We start from the raw sequence: 22,425 nt of genomic DNA, 5'->3' as shown, positions 1-22,425 counted from the left end.
CTTCGGGCCGCCAAGTCCATCAAAGGAGTCCGACGCCTTTGGGGCGTCGGAACCAAACCCAACGACCGGCTCCGCCGGTCGTCAACACACCGGACATCTACGATCGCTTATGAACAGGACTTCTACTTTCGCTACGAACATTCGCGCGGTTTGCTGTTGTCGCGCCGGACGCGCCATCGCCGGGCGGCGAGAGGTTCGCTTTCAACCGGAACGCGGATGCGTGTATAAAAAAGGCGTCGGAGCGCCGTTTCGGCGTTTCGCGCAAGGAGGGCCGAAACTTTGGTGAAGCGACGACTCGAGCCGAAACAAATCGCCCTCGATCCACCGACGATGGAGACGAACGGCGTCCTGATATCCGTGGACAGCCAGTTTTCGCAATTCTATTCCGCGCCGCCGTACCGGTATTTCTTTTCGTACCACGTCACGATCGCGAACAACGGCAAAAAGGCCGTGCAGCTTCTCTCGCGCCGATGGGTCATCAAGGACGCGGCCGGGCGCGTCCAGGTCGTCGAAGGCGCGGGGGTCGTCGGCGAGCAGCCGCACATCCTGCCCGGGCAGTCGTTTCAATACACCAGCGGCTGCCCGCTGCCGACGCCCTACGGGGAGATGAGCGGTTGGTACCTCATGGTCGACAGCGACGGCGATTCCTTCGAGGCGATGATCCCGGCGTTCAAACTCGTCAAGATCGAGGACGCGGAAATCAATTGAGGGAGGATCGAGGATTGAGGATTGAGGATTGAGTCAAACCCCATCCCCATCCCTGCGCCCATCCCGATCCCTGTTCGAGATTGGAACCGCGACCGTAAGGAAGCGGGTACGGATCGTAAAACGAACCGCGACCGTAAGGGAGCGGGTGCGGGTTATCGCATGACAGCCCTGCGTGTCTTCGTAGCGGCATTTCTCGCCGCGTTGCTTGTCGCCTCCCTCGCCTGCAACGTCCACGACGAAGACGAAGATGTTCCGCCGGAAAGTGACGGCGGCGACTCAAGCGACGATGACGACGACGACGACGACGACGGCTGCACGGACGCGGACGCCGACGGCTGGTGCGCTCCGGAAGACTGCAACGATCACAATGCCTTCATGAATCCCAGCCGCGCGGAAGACTGCGCCGACGGCATCGACAACAACTGCGACGGCTTCGTGGACGAACTCGACCCGCAGTGCCCGGACATCGATCCGCCGGGGGACGACGATTTCGCCACCCATCTTGCGCCTTTGGCCGCTGTATGCTAACAGACCGCCTCCAATCACCCTCGGAGGGCCGATTTCGGGGGTTCGGGAGGCCGCGCGCGGCGCGGCAAATCGTCCCGGGAACGAGCAGGAAGACCATGGCACAAATCTGTGAAGTCTGCGGCAAGGGCCGCCAGGTCGGTATGAACGTCAGCCACGCGAACAATCGCACCAAGAAGGTCTGGCGGCCGAACCTCCAGAAAGTCCGCGTCGCGGTGTCGGCCGGCATCGCGCGGCGCATGCGCGTTTGCACGACCTGCATCTCCGGCGGCAAGATCAAAAAAGCCGCGCGCTGAACGCGAATCCGCGAAACGACCGCCCGGAGGCCCATGCCACCGGGCGTTTTTGCGTTCGGGCGACGCGGTTGACGGATCGCATCGTTGTGGAAAACGCGGAGCCGTCAGCCGGGGCGAGCCAGATCCTTCGCTTCGCTCAGGATGACGAAGCGCCCGATCCCTGGATGACTTGCGCCCGACCCGTGGATGACTTCGCGCCCGATCCCTGGATCACGCCCTTCTGCGTTCCCTGTGGACTGTGGTCTGCAGCCTCTCTCGTCACGCCCTCGCGCCGGAGCGGACGCGCTCAACGCGCGTGACACCCCGGACATTCGCGATGTCCTTCATGATCGCCTCGAGCTGGCCGAGCTGTTCGACCTGCAACTCGAAGTGGATGACGGCGTTGCCCTCGATGTTCGCGGATTTGACCTCGCTGATGTTCACGCCGTGGCTGCCGATGACCTTGCTGACGTTCGAGAGCACGAGCGGCTCGTCGCGCGAGTAGACGTCGACCTTCGTGCCGACCGCCCCGACGCCCGGGCCGGTATCCCACTCCACGTCCACGATGCGCTCGGGATCGACGCCGTCGAGTTCCAGGCAATCCGCGGCGTGGATCTTGATGCCGCGGCCGCGCGTGATGAAGCCGCGAACATTCTCGCCGGGCAAGGGATTGCAGCACTTGGCCAGCGAAAAAAGCACGTCGTCCACGCCCTGAATCTTGATGCCGTCGCGGCCCTTGTGCGCCTTCAGCGGCCGCATCAGGCGTTCGAGCACGCCGTCGTGCGTCTCGCCGTCTTCCGGCACCTCGAACGCCTTGATGAACTGCGCGGGCGAAACGCGGCCGTTTCCCAGGCTCGCGAGAAGCTTGGGCGTTTCCTTGAACCCCAGGCCGGCCGCGACCTCGTCCAGGCGCCCCTGTTTTTCGACGCGCGCGAGCGTCATCTTGTGCTTGCGCAGCTCGCGGTCGGCGATGGAGCGCCCAAGCTCGATCGAGCGATCTTTTTCCTGGCGGCGGACGTATTCGCGGATCTTCGACCGCGCGGACGCCGTTTTCACGAAACGCAGCCAGTCGCGGCTCGGGCCGCGGTCCTTGCGGGTCTGGATTTCGATGCGGTCGCCGTTGGCGAGCTGATACGAAATCGGCACAACCTTGTCGTTCACCCGCGCGCCGACGCACGTATGTCCCACCTCCGTGTGGATGCGATAGGCGAAATCGATCGGCGTCGCGCCGCGCGGAAACGAAAGCACCTCGCCCTTGGGCGTGAAAACGTAGACCTCGTCGGGGAACAGATCCGTCTTGACCGACTTGAGATACTCGTCCGGGCTCTCTTCCTGCTGGTACTGTTCGACGAGCTTGCGCAGCCAGTGGTACCACTCGGCATCCGTTGCGATGCCGTCGGCGTGGCCTTCCTTGTAGCGCCAGTGCGCGGCGACGCCATCCTCGGCGAGGCGATGCATTTCCTCGGTGCGGATCTGCACCTCCATGCGCCGGTGAAACGGCCCCATCACCGTCGTGTGCAGGCTCTGATAGCCGTTGGGCTTGGGCAGCGCGATGTAGTCCTTGATGCGCCCGGGCACCGGCTTCCAATGCGCATGGATGAGCCCGAGCACCGCGTAGCATTCGGCGACGTTTGCCACGAGGATGCGAAAGGCCACCAGATCGTGGACATGGTCGAGCGTGATCCCCTGCGTCTGCATCTTCTTCCAGACGGAATAAACGTTCTTGACGCGGCCGCGCACGTCGGCGTGGATGCCGTTGGACTCGAGCAGGTCGCGCAGGATCTGCACGACCTCCTCGATGAATCGCTCGCGGTCCTTGCGTCCGGCCGCCAGCTCGACGATGAGCTTGTAGTGCTCGTGCGGATGCAGGTAACGCATCGCCAGGTCTTCGAGCTCGTTTTTCGCCCACTGGATGCCGAGGCGGCTCGCAAGCGGCGCGTAAATTTCGAGCGTCTCTTCGGCGATGACGCGGATTTTTTCGGGCGCCATGTGCTCGAGCGTGCGCATGTTGTGCAGGCGGTCGGCGAGTTTGACCAGGATGACGCGAATGTCCTTGCTCGTCGCGATCAGGATCTTCTTGAAATTCTCCGCCTGCCGGTGCTCGCGGCTCTTGAACGACATCTGGCCGATCTTCGTCACGCCATCGACGAGACCGGCGACGCCCTTGCCGAAAAGTTCCTCGATCTGTTCGAGGGATGTGTCGGTGTCGTCCTCGACCGTATCGTGGAGAAGCCCCGCCGCAATGGTGTCCACGTCCATGCGCATCTTGGCCAGAAGATGCGCGACCGCGAGCGGATGCATGAGGTAAGGCTCGCCGGAGACGCGCCTTTGCCCGCGGTGGGCGCGCGCGGAGAGCACATACGCCCGGCGGATCACCGACAGGTCGGCGCCGGGGTCGTTCTTCTTGACCTCCTCCAGGATATCGTCAATGCGTAGTGTGGCCATCGAATTCTAGCGTCGCGGCCGGAACTCCTCGGGCAGGCGATCGATCTGGCTATCGCGCCGGCTCCGTTCCGCGACCACGATCGAAACAAGGCGAAAGACCGCCTCGTCGAAATCTTCGTTGATAATAATATAATCATAGTTCGGCAGATAAGTGATTTCTTCCGCCGCGCTCTTCAAGCGCATTTCGATCTCCTCCCGGGGATCGGAATCGCGCCCGTAAAGCCGCTCGCGCAGCTCGGAGAGGCTTGGCGGGATGACGAAGATGAAGACCGAATTCGGCCACTTGGCGCGGATTTGCGCCGCGCCCCGGCCCTCGATGTCGAGGATCAGGTCAAACCCTTCGGCGCGGGCGCTTTCGAGCTCGTCCATGCTCGTTCCATAAAGGTTGCCGTGGATTTCCGTCCATTCGGCCAATCGCCCCGCGTCAACCTGCGCGCGGAATTCGTCCCGGGAGATGAAGTGGTAATCCCGCCCGTCGGCCTCCAGCGGCCGCGGGCCGCGTGTCGTATGGCTTGTCGAAAAGCGAAGGCCGGGCACGGACGCGATCAACTCCTTGCAAAGCGAAGACTTGCCCGCGCCGGACGGCGCGGTGACCACGAACAGGCGGCCGGATCCGGGTCGTTCGGCGGTCATTCGATGTTCTGCACCTGCTCGCGCAGTTTTTCCGCGAGCGACTTGGCCTCGATCACGTGGCGGCTCACCGCCGTGCCCTGGAGCTTGTTCGCGTACGTCGTGATCTCCCGGTGCATCTCCTGAAGCAGGAAGTCCAGGCGCTTGCCCTCCGCGCGGGGCTCGGCGAGCGCGGACTCGAAGTGGTCGATGTGCGCGGTCAGACGCACCATCTCCTCGGTCACGTCCGCGCGGGCGACGTGGAACGCGACCTCCTGCGCGAGTCTGTCCGCATCGACGTTCGGCACGGTCTGAAGCGTCGTGATACGCAGGCGAACGCGGTCCTCGATCGAACTGGCGACGCGGGGGATTTCTTCTTCCATGTCGCGGACGGTCGTGCGTAACAGCCGCAGGCGGCCGGACAGCTCCTTGCGCAACGCCTCGCCCTCGCGCTTGCGCGTCGCGACAAGGCCCTTGAGCGCCTTTTTCGCGGCTTCCTCGACAAGCGGCCAGACGACTTCCGCGTCTGTTTCGCTTTCCGTGAAAACCAAAACGCCCTGCCACGCGAGGACATCGCGGATCTCGACCGCGCCGGGGACGTTGAGCGACTTTTGCAGCGCGCGCACGCGGCGCAGATAACGCCTGGCGAGCTGCTCGTCCACGTGAACGTCGGCGCCGTGCGCCTCGCGCGTTTGCAGTTCGATGAACAAATCCACGCGCCCGCGCGAAAGCGTCTGCTGAACGAGGTCACGCAGGCGCGGCTCGAACGCCAGGACGCCGCGGGGCGCGCGCACGTTGACATCGAGATAGCGATTGTTGACGGACTTCACCTCGCAGGTCGCCGAGGAGCCGCCCTTTTTCGCGGCGCCGCGTCCGTAACCGGTCATGCTGAATACGGCCATGCCGTGTCGGATCCTCCTGCGTCAGACGGCGGAGCGCCGGCGCATGTAGTCGCGCAGTTCACGAATCGTTACCGGCACCGTGCCGATCTTCCCGACCACGATGCCGGCGGCGTGGTTGGCGATCGATGCCGCCTCTTCCCACGTCGCGCCTGCGGCGCGCGCCAGGACGACCGCGGCGATCACGGAATCGCCCGCGCCCGTGACATCGTAAACCTGCCGCGCGACCGTGGGAATGTGACGCGGTTTGCGCCCGGGTTCAAAGCTCGTCATGCCGAGGCCGGCGCGCGTGATGAGCAGGTTCTTGAGGTTCCAGCGCTTGAGGATTTTCGCGCCCGCGGACTCGACGGCCCCGTCCTCGTTGCGCAATTCGATGCCCAGAAACTGCCCCGCCTCGATGTGGTTCGGCGTGATGAGGTCGACGCCCTTGTAGAAATTCGCGTGCTGAAGGCGCGGATCGACGGCGATCGGGATGCGGTTGTCCCGGGCGATTTCCTTGAGCCGGTCGATCAGGACGCGGCTGATGACGCCCTTGGCGTAGTCCGAGACGACGATGGCGTGAAATTCCCGGGCGCGTCTGGAGATGCGGTCGACGATTTCGTTTCGTGTCGAGGCCGCGATCGGTCCGTCGCGCTCCATGTCGAAACGCACGATCTGCTGACTGTGCCCGATGATGCGCGTCTTGATCGTGGTCGGCCGATGATTTTCGCCGACGAAGAAATCGCCGGAGATGTTCCCGCCGCCCCCCGCGAGCGTCGCGGCGAGGATCTCCTTGCCGCCGTCGTCGCCGACGACGCCCGCGAGATAGACGTTCGCGCCGAGCCCGGCGAGGTTCATGGCGACGTTGGCGGCGCCGCCGGCGCGGTTTTCCTGGCGCTCGACCTCGACGACCGGCACCGGCGCCTCGGGGCTTATTCGCGAGACGTTGCCCCAGAAATAGCGGTCGATGATGAGATCCCCCACCACGAGGATGTTCCGGTGGGGAAAATTCTTGATCGTCTCCAAAAAGCGTTCGCGGCTGATCATACGTTGAAACCGGATCCTTGGTCCGAAGGTCGATCGACGGCCAGATTTCGCCCGGCCGCGGCCACGAGCCAGAAAGCCATCACAACCTCGGCGTCGCCGAAATTATGCTGGAACACGCTCGCTATCGTAAAGGCCGCCACGGTCGCCAGGAACGCGACCGCCATGCCGCGCTCGGGCGAGCCCGGCGGCGCGCGGTCAAGCGCGAAAAAAAATGGCGCGGCCACGGTCAAAAGCAGCGTCACGAAAAGGAAGAGACCCGGAAGGCCACCTTCCACCGCCGCCATCATGAACGAGTTGTGCGCATGGCTCGCGGTCGTCCACTTGATGTTATAGCCCGCGCGATAGGCGTCGATCGTCTCGCGGTACGCGCCGGGGCCGATGCCGGCGACGGGATGTTCGCGCACGACGTCGGCGGAGGTTTGCCAGATGTACCAGCGTTCGAGATTGCCGCCCGCGGACAGGGAAGACGCGACCCGATGCCGCAACCCGGGCGCGGCAAAAACGGCCACGACGGATACGATCACCGCTACGGCCGCCGCGATTCCCGCGCGCCGAAGGACGCCGCGCCCACGATAAAACGCCGGGACGAGCGCCAGGGCGGCAAGGCCGATCCACGCGCTGCGCGCGTAACTGGCGACGATGCCCGCGAGCGTGAGGAGGAAAGCGGCGCCCAGAAATTTCCGACAGGGCCGCCCCGAAAGGGCGATGACACCCATCGCCGCGCCGGCAACCAAAAGGAGCGTATTGCCGAAGGTCAGGTGATGATCGAAAAGGCCCACCGCGTGAAAATATCCGCCGTGCGGCTGCCACAGAGGCACCCTCGGCGCCAGCGGGCGCGGCACGGCTTCGCCAAAAAAAGCCTGGGCGACGCCGTAAGCGCCGGCAAGGGCGCCCGCCGCCGCAAGAATGACGAGCGCGGTCTTCATGTCGCGCCGCGAAAAATTCGCTGAACGCAGGGCGAACCACGCCAGATGCACCCACATTCCGGCAAAGCTCGTCAGAGCGGTCAGGCGGTGCTCCGACATTATTGCCGCGACGAACATCCACGCCAGAAACAGCAACAGCGCGACGTCGATCTCCGTATATTCCCACGCGGCGTTTCGCGAAAACCGGAACGCGGCGGCGAGTAGCAACACGGCCAACGCGGTCTGCGTCAGAGTGATACTGATCGGCGCCGCGGCCGCGAAAAGAAAAAGCGCAGCGCGCTCGATGTGCGGAAGAAAACGGGGCACGTTCATGCTCCGCCTCCACCCATGATCCGCTCAAGGAACGATTCGTGCCGATCGACGAGCGCCGCGATCGCGTGATGCGTCTCGACATGGGTCCGCGCGAATCGTCCGCGCACGGCGGCCTCTTCGCGATGTTCGGCATACCACGCCAACGCGCGCGCCAGCTCCGACGTATCGAGCCTTGCCAGCAGCGTGCCCGTTTCGCCATCGCGAACAATTTCCGGCAGCGCGCCGACCGGCGCGGCGATCACCGGCACGCCGCAGGCCATCGCCTCGAGTGCCGCGCGGCAGGTGCCGTCGCTGCCTTCGCCGAGCAGCACCTTCACGGTCATGGCGTTATAAATACGCGGCAGATCGTCGCGGCGATAGCCGAGAAACGCCGTGCGTTCCCCGAGGCCAAGCTCGCGCGCAAGCGATTCGATCGCTTCGCGCCCCTCGCCTCGCCCGACGATCGCAAGCCGCGCGTTCATCCCCGTGTCGAGCGCCTGGCGAAACGCGCGCAACAGGACGTCGTGCCCTCTCCCGCCTTTGATGCGGCTGACGATGCCGATGACGGGCTCCTCGCCCGCGCCGATTTCGCGCAAAATCTCCCCGGTATCGAGCCCCGAACGATACAGGTCTGTATCGACCGCGCCGGGAATGACGGCAACGCGATCGGGCGACAGCCGGTACGACGCCGTCAATTCCGTGCGCATCGCTTCGGTGATCGCGATGACGCCGTCGCACGCGGCGAACAGCGGTGCGTCGAACGCGCGGCGGCGCGCCTGCCGCGTTTCGTGCACGGTGCGGACGATCGCGATGCGCCCGCCCGCGCGCCGTTTCGCGAGAAGCGCCGTCCAGTGGTCGTGGCTCGTGTGCGTGTGCAGGATGAGGCGACCATCTCCCGACGCCGCCCGGCGCGCAAGATGCCTGGCATCCGAAACGACCTTGAAAACGGCGATCCCTTTGCGGCGAAGCGCGACATCGGGCAGGCGTTTGATGCCGACGCGCTCCCCGTGCGCCGCGAGCGTTCCGGGCGGCACGACGGTATGCGCGATGGCGACGTCGTGCCCGCGCTCCGCGAGCCCCGTCGCCGTCTGCAAGACGCGCTCGGCCGGCCCGGTGAAGTGCCGTGACGCCAGCATCTCGACGATCCTCACGCGTGCTCCAGAAGCTCGGCCGCGGCGACGTAGAGATCGTCCGCGCTCACGCGGTCCATGCAGTACACGCGCGGCAGGGGGCATCGCCGCTTCCAGCAAGGCGCGCACGGCACCGGCACGGCGACGACGCGCCGTGCCGGCGTGTAAGGTCCGACGCGTCGCGGATCGGACGGCCCGAATACGGCAACGACGCCGCAGCCCATCGCTGCGGCGATGTGCATCGGGCCACTATCGTTGCCGACGTAGAGCCGGCATCGTGAAAGCAATTGCGCAAGTTCCTTCAGGTCCGTCGGCGGGGCGGCGACGGCGGCGCCATTCGATGCCGCGACGACGGCATCGCGCAGCGCCTCCTCGCCCGGCCCCCAGATCACGATCGGAGCGGCGCCCAGTTCCGCGAGGCGAGCGGCGAGCGTTCCGTAGCGCGCCGGGTCCAGGCGCTTGTTCGGCCAGCTCGCGCCCGGGTTGATCGCCACGACGGCCGCGCCGTGCGGGAGTTGCGCGTCGATAAATCGGTCGACCGTTGCCTTTTTGTCCGGTGGCACGTGAATCGAAATGCGGTCGGGAATCGATCGCGCGCCGAGCGGCGCGATGAGGGCGGCGTATTTTTCGACCGCGTGTTTCGCAGTATCCGGCGGCACAATGTGTTCATTCATGAACGCGAAATTGCCCTCGCGAAGGCGCCGGAACCCGATGCGGCGCGGCGCGCGCGACGCGTAAGCGACAAGGCCACTGCGAAAAAGATTTTGAAAGTCGATCGCGATTTCATAGCGGCGTCGCGCCAAATCTCGCGCGAACGTGCGCCAGAGACGATAGGCATCGCGCGCGCGTCCATCGTGCCAAAGGCGCTGAATCTCCGGGCGCGGAAAGAGGATCGTCTCGTCGAGCGCGGGATGATCCTCGACAACGCCCCTCGATTTCGGCTCGACAACCCACCCGATGCGCGCGTCGGGAAAGCGATCGCGCAGCGCGACGAGAATCGGCAGCGTGTGAACGCAGTCGCCGACCGCGCCGAGCTTGACGATAAGGATGGACGCGGGATCGACGCTCACGACGCTTCCAGCAACTCATCGCACGCGCGCACGACATCCGCGGCTGCAATCTCGCGCATGCATCGAAAATGGCCAAGGGGGCAACGATCGCGGCCATGCGGACCGCAGGGGCGGCAGATGAGCTCGGTCTCGATAATGCGTTTTCGTTCGGTCCACGGTCCGTATCCAAGAGCCGGCACGGTCGAGCCGAAGACGGCGACGATCGGCACGCCGAGTGCCGCCGCGATGTGCATCGGCCCCGAATCGTTCGTGACCAAAAGCGAAAGGCGCGACATCACGGCGCAAAGCTCGGCGATTTTCAGCCGGCCGCCAAGGTCGATTGCCGCGTCGCCGATCTCGTGCGCGATGGACGCGGAAAGCGCCTCTTCGCCCGGGCCGCTGAAGACCAGCACGCGATCCACGCGCCGGGATAACTCTTGCCCTACTTCCGCGAAACGCTCCGGCAACCAGCGCTTGGTTGCCCAGACGGAACCCGGATGCAAGCCGGCGAGCCTCGCGTCGGCGGGAACGCCAAACCGAAGCAGCAGGCTTGTGACGTCAATCGACGGATCGACTTCAATGCGAAGCGGCGGCGGATCGTCGATCGATCCGCCAAGCGGCGCCATCAGCGCCAATTGCCGGATCACCTCGTGTCGCGATTTGTCGCGCGGCGCGCGCGCCGTCATGAAGATCGAGGAAGGAACGCCCGCATGCCCGACGCGCTCAGGAATGCGCGCAAGACGCAGGATGAGGCCGCTGCGAAAGCTCGGGTGCGGGCACAGCGCAAGATCGTACGCCTCCTTGCGGATCCGCCGCGCGAATCGCCAGGTGCCCGCCGCGCCGCGCTCGGCGCCGCGTTTGTCGAACGTGATGACGCGCGAGACGCGAGGATGATGCGCAACGATGGGCGCCCACGCGGGCTGGACAACCAGGTCGATTTTCGCGTTGGGGAAGCGCGCGGCAACCGCGCCGACAAGCGACGTCGTCAACACAACGTCGCCGAGGTACGCGGTCTGGAAGATGAGGATGCGCTCAGGCATCGCGGCGCGAAAGCTCCCACAGCTTGGCGTACTTCAAGAAAACGTAATACGCCGCCAAAACGCACACGATAAGCCCCGGAACGCCGTCCAGAAATCCGCGCTGCAAAAAATATTTCTTCAAGAAATTCCACCACGGGCGGATGAGCACGTCGCGGACGCGGGCGTGCTTTCCCGCCGCGCGATGCTCGTGCGCCATGGTCGTGGTGTATTCGTTGATGCGCGTCAGATGATGCGCGATGTCGCGGTAGGAGTAGTGCAGCAGATCGCCCGCTAGCCGGCCCGGCTTCCCGTCGCACGCGACCCGGTCGTGCGGATCGAAGCCCGTCCAGCGCGCGCGGCGGCGATCGAACAGGCGTACGCGCCACTCGGGGTACCATCCGCAATGCTCGATCCAACGGCCGAGATAGAAAGTCTTGCGCGTCAGTTCATAGCCCGCCGCGAGATCGCTCGCGTTCAGCACGCGCTGAATCGAAGCCCGCAGCTCGTCGGTCACGACCTCGTCCGCGTCGATCGCGAGGATCGTGTCGTGCGTCGCGCGATCGACGGCGCGCTGCTTCTGCTTGACGTGCCCCGGCCAGTCCGTCACTTCGACGCGCGCGCCGAGCGAACGCGCGATCTCCACCGTTCGGTCGGTGCTGCCCGAATCGAGCACCAGCACCTCGTCGGCGAACGCCAGCGCGCGAACGCACCGCTCGATATTCGATTCCTCGTTTTTCGTGATGATCGTGGCGGTGAGCTTGCGCGTCACGGCGCCACCGGCGCGCAGAATTCGTCGAAGGCCGCGTCGCCGCCCGACGATTCGCCCGTGAGATAGCCAAGGCTCTTCAAGCGCTCGCGCGTTTGCACGTCGAGCGTCACCGCGCCGCCTTCGGTGCTTCCGGCGTACGCCAGGCGCGTGCGGCAAATTTCCTGATGCAGCGCCGGCGCCTTCGTTCGAATCGCGTCCACGACGTTTTCCTCGCCGGCAAGAAGATTGTTTTTTTCGAGGGCATCGGCGGCGAAATCGTATAGCTCAAAGCCGGTTTCGAAATCGACAAAGCCCTCGACGTGGACGCTTGTCGGCTCGATGAGTTTGCGTTCCCGGCCGTTCGCCGCGTAGCGCAACGGGCCGAGCATCGAGTCTTCCGCGATGACGGGATCGTCGACGGCAAGCGCCGCGACGGACGCGGGCGCGCCGGATTCGTCGCACAGCGACCAGCGTGCATCCGAAAGCGGCGTGGCCGATGCCGAAACGATGAGATCGAAAAGCGCCTTTTGCGGCACGAGCCGATCGCGAAGGCGCGACCCGGCGCACGCGCCGCGCGGCATCTTGACGATGAGCGGCACATTCAGCATTTCGGCGTAGAGCGTGAGGCCGTGGCCCCACATGCCGTGCTCGCCGAATTCCTCCCCGTGGTCGGAGGTGACGATGATGAGCGCATCGCCCAGGCGGCGGTGCTCCGCGAGCCTCTCGAAAAAGGTTCGGAGTGCGGCATCCGTCGCCAGGATTTCCTCGTCGTATCGATCCCGCACGGCCGCCACGCGCGATGCACCCTCGCCTTCCATGAAGCGGAAAAAGTCGTAGAAGTCCAATTTCTGCGCGCGCGCCACGGCTTCGTCCTCGGGTCCGAACCGGCCGCGAAACGCGGGCGGCGGATCGTACGGAAAGTGTGGATCGAAGATGTGCAAAAACAGGAACGCGGGTTTGCGCTGCTTCACGAACCACGAGGCCGCGCCGCCCGCGACGGCACCCGCGTTCCAGTTCGGATTCAGCGCGTACGTATCGAACGCGCTCGCAAAGCCGTAGCTTGCGCCAAGAAGGATGTTCGTCGCGAAACCGCCGGTCGCGTATCCGGCGTTCTTGAGCAGTTCCGGAAACGTCGTCATGTCGTCGGCGATGGCGGCGATGGGCTGCGTCGCGCCGTGACGGCTCGGAATGACGCCGGTGAACATCGACATGTGGGACGGAAGCGTCCACGGCGCGTGCGCGATATGGCGTTCGACAACGACGCCGTTCGCGGCCAGTTCGCCAAGCGCGGGCGAGGTGTCGCGCTCGTAGCCGTACGTCGGCAGATGATCGGCGCGCAGCGTGTCGATGCTGATGAGGATGATGTCCGGCGGATCGTGCCGCGCCGCCGCCGGTTTGTTGGCCGCGCCGACGATCGACGCGACGGCCAGCACGATCGCCGAGGCGATCCAGATCGCCGGATGCGCCGCGCCGAACGCCGACTCGCCGCCATTTGCGAATAACCGCTTTTCCGCGGCCGTCGCGGCAAAGGCGAGCCCCACGAGCACCGCTCCAAAAATGAAGATCAAAATGAACCTTCCGGGCGGCGGAACGGTCAATACGGAGGAAAACAGCGCGCGAAAGGCAAAGGTTTCGATATCGACATATTGCCCGTAGAGCTTGTTGTGGCCGGCCGCGAGTTCCCGTTGAAACAGGAAGGCCGCGACAAACAGCAACAACAGGGCGATTCCGCCGCCAATCGCGAGCGACCGCGCGAAGCGCCGGCGCGTGACGGAACGCCGCCGCGCAAGCACGTACGCCGCGGCGATGAAAAAGGCGGCCGCGGCGCCGGCGGCGCGGGACTCGCGCACGGCTCGGTTGATCGTGAATTTGTACGTGTTATCAAGCGCCTTGCCCACGTAGCCCTGCGCGCGAGCCTCGCGCAGGGCGAGTCCTAGCGCGACGACGACGGCCATCGCGGTCAGGGCGAGCCAGACATTGAGAAATCGATGGACAAGGTGGTTCAAGGCAAGCGGATCTCCGCCGGCGCGGCAGGCGCGGCGGCGCGGATATTAGCAATGTTGCGCGCTTTGTGGCAATTTTGGCATGCCGTTGGAACGAAAACGGCGGGGAGCGAATAAACGAATGCGAATGAGTGCGATCGGCGCCCTCCTTGCGGGGGCGATTGTGTTTTTTGTGGCAAGCGGCGCCTTGGCGGCACGCACCGACAACAAGTACGGAAAAAACGACCCGACTCCGGCGCCGACGCCCGATACGCGCCCGATGACCACGGAAGAGTTCTTTGGAGAGGCCGTCGGCGCGTTTCAGATTGGCGACCTGCGCCGCGCGGAGGAAGCCACGCGCGCGGCGATTTCGCTTGACCCTCGAAATCCGGAATACCACTACCTTCTAGGCCGCGTGCACCTCTATCGCGCGGCGGAGGAGAATCGCCTGGAAATCCGGAGCTGGGGCGTCGAGGCGCCGGCGTCCAAATACGTGAAGGCGTACGTGAAGGGTCGCGATCGCCTGATTGCTGCGAAAAACGAGTTCGAGACGGTCACGAAACTTGCGCCGCAAAACGCCTCGGGCTGGCTGAATCTCGGCACCTGTCAGGACAATCTCGGGCAGGAGGATGAGGCGATCGCGTCGTATCTGAAGGCGATCGAGCTTTCCCCCTACAGCGAGATCGCGCGCGATGCGAACAACAACCTCGGCCTCGTCTACCAAGCCGAGGGACAAAAAGAAGAAGCGCTTCGCGCCTACGAGAGCGCCCTGCGCATCGACCCCACCTTTGCTCCCACGCGCGGCAACATGGAGCGGCTTCTCGAGGCGAACCCGAAGCTCAAGAAAAAGGCGCTGAACAAGTAGCGCGCGCCCGATTTCGCGTTGACCCCGCCGCGTGCGTCGGGCAAATTCGGACTCCGCTCACGCAGGGAGATTTCATGTCCGGGCAGGAGCTCATCGGGAAGACGTACGGCCCCGTGACCTACGAGATCGGCGTCGAAAAAATCCGCGAATACGCGCGCGCGACCAACGACGGCAACCCCGTTTATGATGACGAGGACGCCGCGAAGGCGATGGGCCTTGCCGGCATCGTCGCGCCGCCGATGTTCGCCGTCGTCTATCTGAAGGACCTCGCGGGCAAGATGCTCTTTGACCGCGATCTCGACATCAATTTCGCCATGCTCGTGCACGGCGAGCAGGAGTTCGAGTTCCACGACGTCGTCCGGCCGCGCGACGTGGTCCGCTCGACGGGAACGCTCCTTGGCATCGACCAAAAGGACGAGAAGACGATCTACCGCTTCGAGGTGACAGCCGAGGTGGAGGGCCGACTGGTGACGTCAGGCGTGTACACGTTCGTGGTGAGGGGATGACGATGGTGGAAAAAACGAAACTCGCTGTGGGGGACACCTTCGAGGCGACGCAGTCCGTCGGTAAATACCAGGCGATTTACTACGGCGGCGCGTCGGGTGATTTCAATCCGATCCACATCGACGACGAGTTCGCAAGGATGGTGGGCCTTGGCGGCGCGATCCTGCAAGGGCTTTGCACGATGGCGTTCGCCGCGAGCGCGCATATCGACGCGGCCGGCGGCGATCCGCGCGCGCTGAAAAAAATCAAGGTGCGTTTCTCGCGCCCGGTCCGCATCGGCGATGACGTCACCACGCGCGCCCGCGTCGAATCGGTCCGCGGCGGCGAAGCCGTGACGTCTTTTGTTTGCGTTACGCCCGACGGCGCCGAGGTCATCAAGAACGCGTCCGCGACGCTCAAGGCCTGACGTTGCCGCGCGCCGTCGTCGTCATGCCGGCGTACAACGCGGCGGCGACGCTCGCCCGCACGGTGAGCGACATTCCCCCGGGCACGGCCGACGAAATCATCCTCGTCGACGACGCCAGTTCCGACGACACGGTAAAGATCGCGCGCGAGTTGGGCCTGACGGTCATCGTGCACGAAAAAAACGTCGGATACGGCGGCAACCAGAAGACGTGCTACCGGGCCGCGCTCGACGCCGGCGCGGATGTCGTCATCATGATCCACCCGGATTACCAGTACGATTCGGCGCTCGCGCCGCACATGATCCGCTTCGTGGCCGACGGCTATTTCGACATCATGCTCGGAAGCCGCATCCGCACGCGGCGCGAGGCGCTTGAGGGCGGCATGCCGGTTTACAAATACGTGTCGAACCGGTTCCTCACGATCGCCGAAAACGTGGCGCTGGGGCAAAACCTCGGCGAATACCACACGGGTTATCGCTGCTACTCGCGCAAGGTGTTGGAGACGATCGACTGGCTGAATAACTCCGACGATTTCGTCTTCGACACGCAGTTCCTGGTGCAAGCGGTGCACCACGGATTCCGCATCGCGGAGATCCCCGTGCCGGTGCGTTACATGGCCGAGGCGTCAAGCATCAATTTCCGCCGGTCAATGCGCTACGGCCTCGAGACGCTTTGGACGCTCGCGCGATACTTCGCCCACCGATGGGGCTTGCGGCGCGATCCCTTGTTCGCGCCGGCGCAGGCCGCGCGCGCGGATGTCGAGCGGCAAGCTTCTTGAAAGAAGCCTACGGCGCCCACTCGAATTCGCAGATCACGCCGATGTGGTCGGAAGCCCATAGCCCCGCGTCGGGCGCGTCGAGTACGTGTTCGCATTCCATCGCAACGGCTTCGCCGAGATTGCCCGGAATCGCGTACACGTAATCGATGCGCTTTTCCGGGTCGTCCGCGGGATAGGTGTAGCCCACGTCATGCGGATACAGTTCGAGCCACGCATCGACGAAGTTGCCGTACCGCCCCTGATAAATCGTCTCGCCGCGCAGGAATTCCATCGCCAGGCGGTCGGGCTCGCAATTGAGATCGCCGGCGAAAAACGACGGGATCGGCGACGGGTATTGCTCGATGAATTCGAACGCGGTCAGCGCCTGATCGGCCTTGATGACGTCGCGGTCATCGATCGTGAAATGCGAGTCGTAAAAATACATCTCGCCCCAGGGCGTGTCGGCGCGAACGCCGAGGACGGCGCGGCGCAGAACCGTCAGGAATTCCGGGTGCGGCAGCCATTGGTCCTGATCCCAAAGGATCGGCCAGCGCGAAAAGATCGCGATGCCTTCCTTGAACAGCAGCGGGAAGTTGTGCGTTTCCTTATAAATGTAGTCGTAGCCGGTGAGCGCCGCGAGTTCCGGCGCCCGGTTCGGCACGAATAAAAGTTCCGCGGCTTCCTGCACGCCGACGAAATCCGGCTGCCGGTCATTGATGACATCGGCGACCATTTGCAGGCGATCGTCGGGATCGGCGAAGTTCAGAAACGGCGTCTGCAGGTTCATCGTCATGATCGTGATTGTCGTGTCGGCGATGTCGTCGTCGCCGGTATCGTCGTCCGACGTGTCGTCGTCGCCGGTATCGTCGTCCGCCGTGTCGTCATCCAGGGTGTCGTCGTCGCCCGTATCGTCATCGGCGATGTCATCGTCAGCCGAATCGTCGTCAGCCGTATCGTCGTCCGTCATGTCGTCGTCCAGGGAATCGTCATCCCCGGCGTCGTCGTCCACCGTGTCGTCGTCAGCCGCATCGTCGTCCATCGAATCGTCGTCCAGGGAATCGTCATCGCCCGTATCGTCATCCGTCGCATCGTCATTGAGAGCGTCGTCGTCGGGCGGCGATCCACTGCCGTCATCGTCGTCATCGCCGCAAGTGCAGCCGGCGGTGAACGCCGTCGTCACGAACGCCAGGAGCAGAAAAACGACGGCAAAACCGGCCGGCCTGTGCATAACCGAACTCCATTTTGTGGCGAACCTGAATATAGGCGCGCCGCCGAAGGCGCGCAATCGCAGCCGATCCGGCCGGCGGGAGAAAGTATCATCCCGGTAGGAATGTACGATTCGGCGGCCCGGTATAACGTTTCGAAAAGGACTCGTACTGCGATCGCGGCATAAATATGCCCCCCTGCTAACGCAAATTCGCCGAATTCCGCTAAATATTTCGCGCGCGATGTCGATTTATGCTATGTTGGCTTGTTTGCCCTTCGGGGCGAGAATCGCTAATTAGAATAGATTGGAATCCCAACCTGCGGGCGCAGGGCCGCGAGCGACGCGCGGTGTTTGATCCCGGCACGAAGGAAGCCCATGCAACGCCTGTCCTTGTTCGTCCCCGTCGCGCTTCTTGCCGTTTTTCTCCTCGCAACAACCAGCTGCTTTTCCGGAGAGGAATCGTCCGCGTCACGGGGCTCCGACGGATCGGGAAACGATTCCGCCGGCGTTGACCCCGGCCACGATTCCCCCGCGGATGACGACACCACCTCCGGAGACGATGACGCTTCGCAGGGAAACGATGACGATGCCGGCGATGACGACGACAGCGGCGATGACGACGATGTCCCGGATGACGACGATTTCGGCGACGACGATGACGACGTGATTCCGCCCTGGGAGGAAAACGCCGACGCCCTGAACTACGGCATCGTGCATTTCCACTACTACTACGACCTCGGCGGCTACGAAGGCGAAATCTTCCAGGAAGACACCGCCTGGGCGGCCGAGAACGTCGATCTGGCCATCATCAATTACAACGACGAAGGCACCGAGATGGCCTGGGAAGCGCTGCGTAACGCGAATCCCCAGGGGTCCTGGCTCAAGTGGGACCTCGCGCATTTGTTCCTTACGAACGAGAGCAGCGGAAGCTGCGCCGATCCCATCATCGGCGAGAAGGACCAGACGTTCGACGCGCGCGTGGCGGAGTTCGGCGAATTTCTAAACGCCTACCCGCAGCACGGAGACGGCGAGAGCTGTTTTCTCCATGCGAAAAACGACGGCCTGATCGAGGCGCGCTGGCACGCACACGGATGCTGGGTGGAGCTCTGGCAAAAGGGTTACCAGGGCAGCGCCGCGACCATGACGGACGCGCGCATCAAGACGCTCGTCTGGGACGAATACGTCTGGCTCATCGACATCACCAGCGGCTGCGGCAAGGATTACAACGCGTGGCGCGCAAAACGCGCCGTGGAGGTCGAAGGCTTCGGCGGTGTCGGCTACGACAACATCGGCGGCCCGATCGAGGAAGAGGACAGCTATTACCTGCCGAACTTCCTGACGCCGAATGACGTCCTGGAGATCCCAAACGATGTCGAGGCGAACTGGGACAAGATGAACGACTGGTGGCTTGGCGGCGTGCGCGACCTGATGGCCCACATCCGATTCGAAGTCCAAAAGACGCACTCCGAGGCGCGCTTCGTCTTCAACAGCGGCGCGTATTGCTCGTGGGACGGCTCGGTCGATATGGTCGCGGACCTGGCGAGCAAGGACGTCGGCCCGTGGTGCGAGTCGGCGTTGCATCACCCGGACTGGGGTAATCTCAACACGCCGGATCGCATGCGTTCAATCATCGACACGTCGGAGAAGCTCGCGGCCGAGGGCAGCTTCCTCGCGCTCGAGACGTTCTATAACGGCGGCAGTTCGAACCCGGACGCTGACGAGCTGATGTTTTATCTCGCCGCGTATTACATGTTCCGCAACGGCCGCGATGTATTCGTCATCAAACCCGCGTGGAATCCGTACGAGCCGCTGAAGGACTCGGTGTGGTTCGGGATCTTCGAAAAGAATATCGGCGAACCGGCCGGCCCGGCGTGGGAGCAGCACGACGGCATCTTCCGCCGGCGCTTCGAGGGCCTGCACGGCACGACCGCCGAGGTGGTCGTGCGCATGGACGGCCAGCGCGGCGGCGTGGATTACAGCGTCGGAAGCGGTTGGTGCGCGCTTGATGCTAACGGCGACGCTTCCGCCGCGCCGGCGACCGTGTGGATGAACAGCGGCGACGCGCTCATCCTGGTGCCGCAATCAAGTGGGGCTTGCTAACGGCGCCACGACGAATATGAAGCTTACGAGGGGCGTGCTTCCGCCCCGTTTTTCGTCGGAGGCGCGGGCGTCGATGAGCCCTTCTTGCGCGACATCAGATATTCGTAGATGAACTCGTCGAGCCGTCCGTCGAGTACGCTTGTCACGTCGCCGATTTCGCGGTTGGTGCGGTGGTCCTTGGCCAGGCGATACGGTTGCAGCACGTACGAGCGAATCTGGCTGCCAAAGCCAATCTCCATCTTGTCGGACGCAAGTTTGGCGCGCTCCGCCTGGCGCTTCTGCTCCTCGAGTTGATACAGGCGCGCTTTCAGCACCTTCATCGCGAACGCCTTGTTCTTGTGCTGGCTGCGTTCGTTCTGGCACTGCACGACGATGCCCGTCGGGAAGTGCGTGATGCGGATGGCCGACGAGGTCTTGTTGACGTGCTGGCCGCCCGCGCCCGACGCGCGGAACGTGTCGATCCGAAGGTCCTTGTCCTCGATCTCGATGTCGATGTCTTCCTCGATATCGGGGAAGACGAAAAAGCTCGCGAAGCTCGTGTGACGGCGCGCGTTGGCGTCAAACGGGCTGATACGCACCAGGCGATGCACGCCCGCCTCCGCTTTCAGCAAACCGTAGGCGTTCGGACCGCGAATGTTGAACGTGGCCGATTTGATGCCGGCCTCTTCGCCGGGCTGCGTGTCGAACATCTCGACCGCGAACCCGCGCTGCTCCGCCCAGCGCGTGTACATGCGAAGGAGCATCGACGCCCAATCCTGCGCCTCGGTGCCGCCGGCGCCCGCGTTGATTTCACAGATCGCATCCGAGCTGTCGGCCGGCTCGTCGAAGAGCATGGCGATCTCGGCGTCGGTGACCGCGGTCTCAAGCGCGTTCAGGCTCGACTCGGCTTCCCTGGCCAATTCGCGGTCGGGCGCCTCCTCGATGAGTTCGAATGCGGTGCGCACGTCGTCGAGCTTCGCGACAAGCGTCTCGGCGCGCTTGAGCGAACCTTCGACTTCCTTTTTGCGTTTCATGACCTGGTTGGCGGTCGTTACGTCTTGCCAGAACCCTTCGACGAGCGTTCGCTTGTCGATGTCCTCCAACTCGCGGGTCAGCGCCGCGACGTCAAAGATACCCCCGGATGTCTTCGATGCGGCGGGTCAGGTCGTCCAGGCGTTCGCGGGTTTCGTATTCCATTTATGCGCTCCGGGGGGCTCGGCGCGAGCCCAGTAAGGTCTTGACGAACAGCGCGAAAAATATCGCCACGCAAAGATACAGGAACGCGTCCCCGATCCGCAAATACGGCGAAATCGTGTCCATCGTCGTCACCTCGCCGATGTGCGTCGTGGCGACGTAGGTCGGGGTCTGCGAAATGGTGCGGCCGTTAGCGTCCACGATGCCGGAGATGCCCGTATTCGCCGAGCGCGCGAACCAGCGGCGCGTCTCGATGGCGCGCATTTGCACCTGCGCCCAATGCTGGTGCGGCGCGGTCGTATCGCCGAACCACGCGTCGTTCGTGATCGTCGCCATGAACGCGGTGTCCATCCCGGCGATGGTGCGGACGATGCCCGGGTAGATGATCTCGTAGCAGATGGCAAGGCCAAAGCGCCCCTTCGGATGTGGAAAGACGATGTATTCCTCACCCTTGTAAAACCCGGCGGACAGCCGGAGCCCCGCGAGCGCCTTCCACGAACGAAGCCACTTCACAAGCGGAACGGACAGCTTTTTCAGCGGTAGGTACTCGCCGAATGGCACGAGCCGGTGTTTGTTGTACCAATCGCTGGCGATCTCGCCGTCCGGACCGACAAGGACCGTCGAGTTGTATTTGTACGGCCAGTCGCGGTCCTCCGGATTCTCCACGCGCGTCGGCACCGCGAGAAGCAGGTGCGTATCGAGGTCCTTGAGAAAGCGCCTCAGGGGGCTTCGGAAGCGGCGGCCCTGCTCCTGCCAGTTCGGAAGCGCCGTTTCCGGCATCAGCACGAGGTCCGCACCCTCGCTCACGACCTGCGTGGCCTGCACGCGATAGGTGCGCAGGATGTCGTTGCGATAGTCGGCGTTCCATTTCGCGTTCTGGTCCGTGTTGCCCTGCAACATGCCGACGCGAATGACGTCGCCCTTGGCCATCAGGCGATCGATTTGCGGCATGCGCCAAAAGCCGTATCCCGCCATGATCGCCAGCATGGCGGCAAGCACGCCCGCCTGGGCGATCGGCCAGGCACGCTCGCCTTTCCACGCGCGCCAGATTTCGTAGGCGAGCGCGTTTCCGAAGATGACGGGGAACGAAAGCGCGATACCGCCGAAAACGTCCGCGATCTGTGCGAACGGGAGCGCGGCGATGAAAACGTGGCCGAGCAGCTCCCATGGAAAACCCGTCAGGAACCAGGTCAGCCACCACTCGTGGAACATCCACGCCAGGGCATACGCGGCGAAGCGTGGCACGTTGCCGGATCGGACCAGAAAGCGGCCCGCGACAAACGCGCCGCCCCAGAACGAGCCAAGTGTCGCGCATAACAGCCCGAAGACAAGCAGCGCGGCAGGCAGCGGGAAGTGGCCGTAATGGTTGATCGTGTAGACGAGCCAGTAGAGCTTGCCGGCGTTCGCGACGAATCCGCCGACGAAGGCGAACCAGAACGCCCGCTTGTTCGTCGCCGCGCGGTCCACGAGACCGATGGTCGGCGCGATGGCGATAAACGCGAGCGGCCAGAGATTGAACGTCGGAAACGCGAGCAAATAGGCCAATCCGCCAAGCGCGGCCGGCCAGCTCTTTTTGATCGCGTCGATCGATTCGGGAGAAAGTTTTTTCATGGGGCGAAAAATCGGCGCGGATTATATCAACGGAACTTCGAAACACAACGAAGGGGGGAGGATCGAGGATTGCGCGGAGTTGCCGGCTCCCTCCTTGCTGTCCGCCTTCCCGTTTCCGATACTGCGGTGGATTCGCGCGCGGACTCGTATTCGATTCAGCATCCATACGGAG

The 22,425-nt window shown here is 64.0% G+C and carries 21 protein-coding genes; 8 read left to right on the top strand and 13 right to left on the bottom strand.

What is annotated here, in order from left to right; translation table 11 throughout:
* The first annotated feature begins 330 nt into the window (after positions 1–330).
* The 3 genes from apaG to rpmB all read left to right on the top strand — a co-directional run bounded on the left by apaG (position 331) and on the right by rpmB (position 1,529).
* On the top strand, positions 331–708 hold the full coding sequence (apaG, locus tag K8I61_12970) for a Co2+/Mg2+ efflux protein ApaG (GenBank protein MBZ0272944.1): 378 nt from the start codon (positions 331–333) through the stop codon (positions 706–708).
* A gap of 159 nt (positions 709–867) precedes the next feature.
* Positions 868–1,236 (top strand): putative metal-binding motif-containing protein, encoded by a 369-nt coding sequence (locus K8I61_12965; protein ID MBZ0272943.1) that lies wholly within the window; start codon positions 868–870, stop codon positions 1,234–1,236.
* A gap of 95 nt (positions 1,237–1,331) precedes the next feature.
* Positions 1,332–1,529: a 50S ribosomal protein L28 gene (gene rpmB / locus K8I61_12960; protein ID MBZ0272942.1), complete on the top strand. Its 198-nt coding sequence runs from the start codon at positions 1,332–1,334 to the stop codon at positions 1,527–1,529.
* Between the two features lie 258 nt (positions 1,530–1,787).
* On the opposite strand, the gene K8I61_12955 is transcribed toward rpmB, so the two are convergent.
* From K8I61_12955 to K8I61_12910, 10 genes are read right to left on the bottom strand one after another with little or no spacing between them, the layout of a single operon-like run.
* Positions 1,788–3,953: a bifunctional (p)ppGpp synthetase/guanosine-3',5'-bis(diphosphate) 3'-pyrophosphohydrolase gene (locus K8I61_12955; GenBank protein ID MBZ0272941.1), complete on the bottom strand. Its 2,166-nt coding sequence runs from the start codon at positions 3,951–3,953 to the stop codon at positions 1,788–1,790.
* 6 nt (positions 3,954–3,959) lie between these two features.
* Complete coding sequence (gmk, locus tag K8I61_12950; protein ID MBZ0272940.1) at positions 3,960–4,586, bottom strand: guanylate kinase; 627 nt, start codon at positions 4,584–4,586, stop codon at positions 3,960–3,962.
* Complete coding sequence (locus tag K8I61_12945; GenBank protein ID MBZ0272939.1) at positions 4,583–5,464, bottom strand: YicC family protein; 882 nt, start codon at positions 5,462–5,464, stop codon at positions 4,583–4,585. The genes gmk and K8I61_12945 overlap by 4 nt, the downstream gene beginning before the upstream one ends.
* A gap of 21 nt (positions 5,465–5,485) precedes the next feature.
* Positions 5,486–6,487, bottom strand: coding sequence for a D-glycero-beta-D-manno-heptose-7-phosphate kinase (gene rfaE1 / locus K8I61_12940; GenBank protein MBZ0272938.1), 1,002 nt, complete (start codon positions 6,485–6,487; stop codon positions 5,486–5,488).
* Entirely contained in the window at positions 6,484–7,725 is a 1,242-nt protein-coding gene (locus K8I61_12935) for an O-antigen ligase family protein (GenBank protein MBZ0272937.1), read from the bottom strand. Before K8I61_12935 ends, rfaE1 begins: the two co-directional genes overlap by 4 nt.
* Entirely contained in the window at positions 7,722–8,855 is a 1,134-nt protein-coding gene (locus K8I61_12930; protein ID MBZ0272936.1) for a glycosyltransferase family 4 protein, read from the bottom strand. Before K8I61_12930 ends, K8I61_12935 begins: the two co-directional genes overlap by 4 nt.
* Positions 8,852–9,904, bottom strand: a complete 1,053-nt coding sequence (locus K8I61_12925; GenBank protein ID MBZ0272935.1) for a glycosyltransferase family 9 protein — start codon at positions 9,902–9,904, stop codon at positions 8,852–8,854. The genes K8I61_12930 and K8I61_12925 overlap by 4 nt, the downstream gene beginning before the upstream one ends.
* Positions 9,901–10,923, bottom strand: coding sequence for a lipopolysaccharide heptosyltransferase II (gene waaF, locus K8I61_12920; protein ID MBZ0272934.1), 1,023 nt, complete (start codon positions 10,921–10,923; stop codon positions 9,901–9,903). The genes K8I61_12925 and waaF overlap by 4 nt, the downstream gene beginning before the upstream one ends.
* Positions 10,916–11,671, bottom strand: a complete 756-nt coding sequence (locus tag K8I61_12915; GenBank protein MBZ0272933.1) for a glycosyltransferase family 2 protein — start codon at positions 11,669–11,671, stop codon at positions 10,916–10,918. The genes waaF and K8I61_12915 overlap by 8 nt, the downstream gene beginning before the upstream one ends.
* Positions 11,668–13,656: a sulfatase gene (locus K8I61_12910; GenBank protein ID MBZ0272932.1), complete on the bottom strand. Its 1,989-nt coding sequence runs from the start codon at positions 13,654–13,656 to the stop codon at positions 11,668–11,670. The genes K8I61_12915 and K8I61_12910 overlap by 4 nt, the downstream gene beginning before the upstream one ends.
* A gap of 124 nt (positions 13,657–13,780) precedes the next feature.
* Between K8I61_12910 and K8I61_12905 the strand changes: the two genes are divergently transcribed.
* From K8I61_12905 to K8I61_12890, 4 genes are all read left to right on the top strand, one after another.
* On the top strand, positions 13,781–14,497 hold the full coding sequence (locus tag K8I61_12905) for a tetratricopeptide repeat protein (protein ID MBZ0272931.1): 717 nt from the start codon (positions 13,781–13,783) through the stop codon (positions 14,495–14,497).
* Between the two features lie 74 nt (positions 14,498–14,571).
* The gene (locus K8I61_12900; protein ID MBZ0272930.1) at positions 14,572–15,003 is read left to right on the top strand and encodes a MaoC family dehydratase N-terminal domain-containing protein; all 432 of its coding nucleotides are present in this window, start codon (positions 14,572–14,574) and stop codon (positions 15,001–15,003) included.
* A gap of 2 nt (positions 15,004–15,005) precedes the next feature.
* Positions 15,006–15,407, top strand: coding sequence for a MaoC family dehydratase N-terminal domain-containing protein (locus K8I61_12895; protein MBZ0272929.1), 402 nt, complete (start codon positions 15,006–15,008; stop codon positions 15,405–15,407).
* A gap of 23 nt (positions 15,408–15,430) precedes the next feature.
* Positions 15,431–16,183 carry a glycosyltransferase family 2 protein gene (locus K8I61_12890; protein ID MBZ0272928.1) on the top strand — a complete coding sequence of 251 codons (753 nt, stop codon included), beginning with the start codon at positions 15,431–15,433 and terminating at the stop codon, positions 16,181–16,183.
* A gap of 7 nt (positions 16,184–16,190) precedes the next feature.
* Here the strand turns inward: K8I61_12890 and K8I61_12885 are convergent, their stop codons facing one another.
* Entirely contained in the window at positions 16,191–17,390 is a 1,200-nt protein-coding gene (locus tag K8I61_12885; protein ID MBZ0272927.1) for an endonuclease/exonuclease/phosphatase family protein, read from the bottom strand.
* Positions 17,391–17,744: 354 nt separating this feature from the next.
* On the opposite strand from K8I61_12885, the gene K8I61_12880 reads away from it, so the two are divergent.
* Positions 17,745–19,469 carry a hypothetical protein gene (locus K8I61_12880; protein ID MBZ0272926.1) on the top strand — a complete coding sequence of 575 codons (1,725 nt, stop codon included), beginning with the start codon at positions 17,745–17,747 and terminating at the stop codon, positions 19,467–19,469.
* A gap of 23 nt (positions 19,470–19,492) precedes the next feature.
* On the opposite strand, the gene prfB is transcribed toward K8I61_12880, so the two are convergent.
* Together prfB and lnt are read right to left on the bottom strand one after the other, a co-directional pair.
* Positions 19,493–20,645 (bottom strand): peptide chain release factor 2 gene (gene prfB, locus K8I61_12875; protein MBZ0272925.1). Its coding sequence is split into 2 segments (ribosomal slippage): positions 19,493–20,575 and positions 20,577–20,645, totalling 1,152 coding nucleotides; the frame shifts between segments, so codons are not numbered across the junction.
* Positions 20,646–22,253 carry an apolipoprotein N-acyltransferase gene (gene lnt, locus K8I61_12870; protein ID MBZ0272924.1) on the bottom strand — a complete coding sequence of 536 codons (1,608 nt, stop codon included), beginning with the start codon at positions 22,251–22,253 and terminating at the stop codon, positions 20,646–20,648.
* Positions 22,254–22,425: the final 172 nt, after the last annotated feature.

The organism is bacterium, assembly GCA_019912885.1.
Lineage (GTDB): Bacteria > Lernaellota > Lernaellaia > JACKCT01 > JACKCT01 > JAIOHV01.
Note: the sequence above shows the minus strand (reverse complement) of the source record. Positions and strands in the feature narration are given on the sequence as shown.

Excerpts from the sequence above, each read along its gene's own strand:
- apaG (MBZ0272944.1), top strand. The coding sequence starts at position 331 with ATGGAGACGAACGGCGTCCTGATATCCGTGGACAGCCAGTTTTCGCAA.
- K8I61_12965 (MBZ0272943.1), top strand. The coding sequence starts at position 868 with ATGACAGCCCTGCGTGTCTTCGTAGCGGCATTTCTCGCCGCGTTGCTT.
- rpmB (MBZ0272942.1), top strand. The coding sequence starts at position 1,332 with ATGGCACAAATCTGTGAAGTCTGCGGCAAGGGCCGCCAGGTCGGTATG.
- K8I61_12955 (MBZ0272941.1), bottom strand. The coding sequence starts at position 3,953 with ATGGCCACACTACGCATTGACGATATCCTGGAGGAGGTCAAGAAGAAC.
- gmk (MBZ0272940.1), bottom strand. The coding sequence starts at position 4,586 with ATGACCGCCGAACGACCCGGATCCGGCCGCCTGTTCGTGGTCACCGCG.
- K8I61_12945 (MBZ0272939.1), bottom strand. The coding sequence starts at position 5,464 with ATGGCCGTATTCAGCATGACCGGTTACGGACGCGGCGCCGCGAAAAAG.
- rfaE1 (MBZ0272938.1), bottom strand. The coding sequence starts at position 6,487 with ATGATCAGCCGCGAACGCTTTTTGGAGACGATCAAGAATTTTCCCCAC.
- K8I61_12935 (MBZ0272937.1), bottom strand. The coding sequence starts at position 7,725 with ATGAACGTGCCCCGTTTTCTTCCGCACATCGAGCGCGCTGCGCTTTTT.
- waaF (MBZ0272934.1), bottom strand. The coding sequence starts at position 10,923 with ATGCCTGAGCGCATCCTCATCTTCCAGACCGCGTACCTCGGCGACGTT.
- K8I61_12905 (MBZ0272931.1), top strand. The coding sequence starts at position 13,781 with ATGAGTGCGATCGGCGCCCTCCTTGCGGGGGCGATTGTGTTTTTTGTG.
- K8I61_12900 (MBZ0272930.1), top strand. The coding sequence starts at position 14,572 with ATGTCCGGGCAGGAGCTCATCGGGAAGACGTACGGCCCCGTGACCTAC.
- K8I61_12895 (MBZ0272929.1), top strand. The coding sequence starts at position 15,006 with ATGGTGGAAAAAACGAAACTCGCTGTGGGGGACACCTTCGAGGCGACG.
- K8I61_12890 (MBZ0272928.1), top strand. The coding sequence starts at position 15,431 with ATGCCGGCGTACAACGCGGCGGCGACGCTCGCCCGCACGGTGAGCGAC.
- K8I61_12885 (MBZ0272927.1), bottom strand. The coding sequence starts at position 17,390 with ATGCACAGGCCGGCCGGTTTTGCCGTCGTTTTTCTGCTCCTGGCGTTC.
- K8I61_12880 (MBZ0272926.1), top strand. The coding sequence starts at position 17,745 with ATGCAACGCCTGTCCTTGTTCGTCCCCGTCGCGCTTCTTGCCGTTTTT.
- lnt (MBZ0272924.1), bottom strand. The coding sequence starts at position 22,253 with ATGAAAAAACTTTCTCCCGAATCGATCGACGCGATCAAAAAGAGCTGG.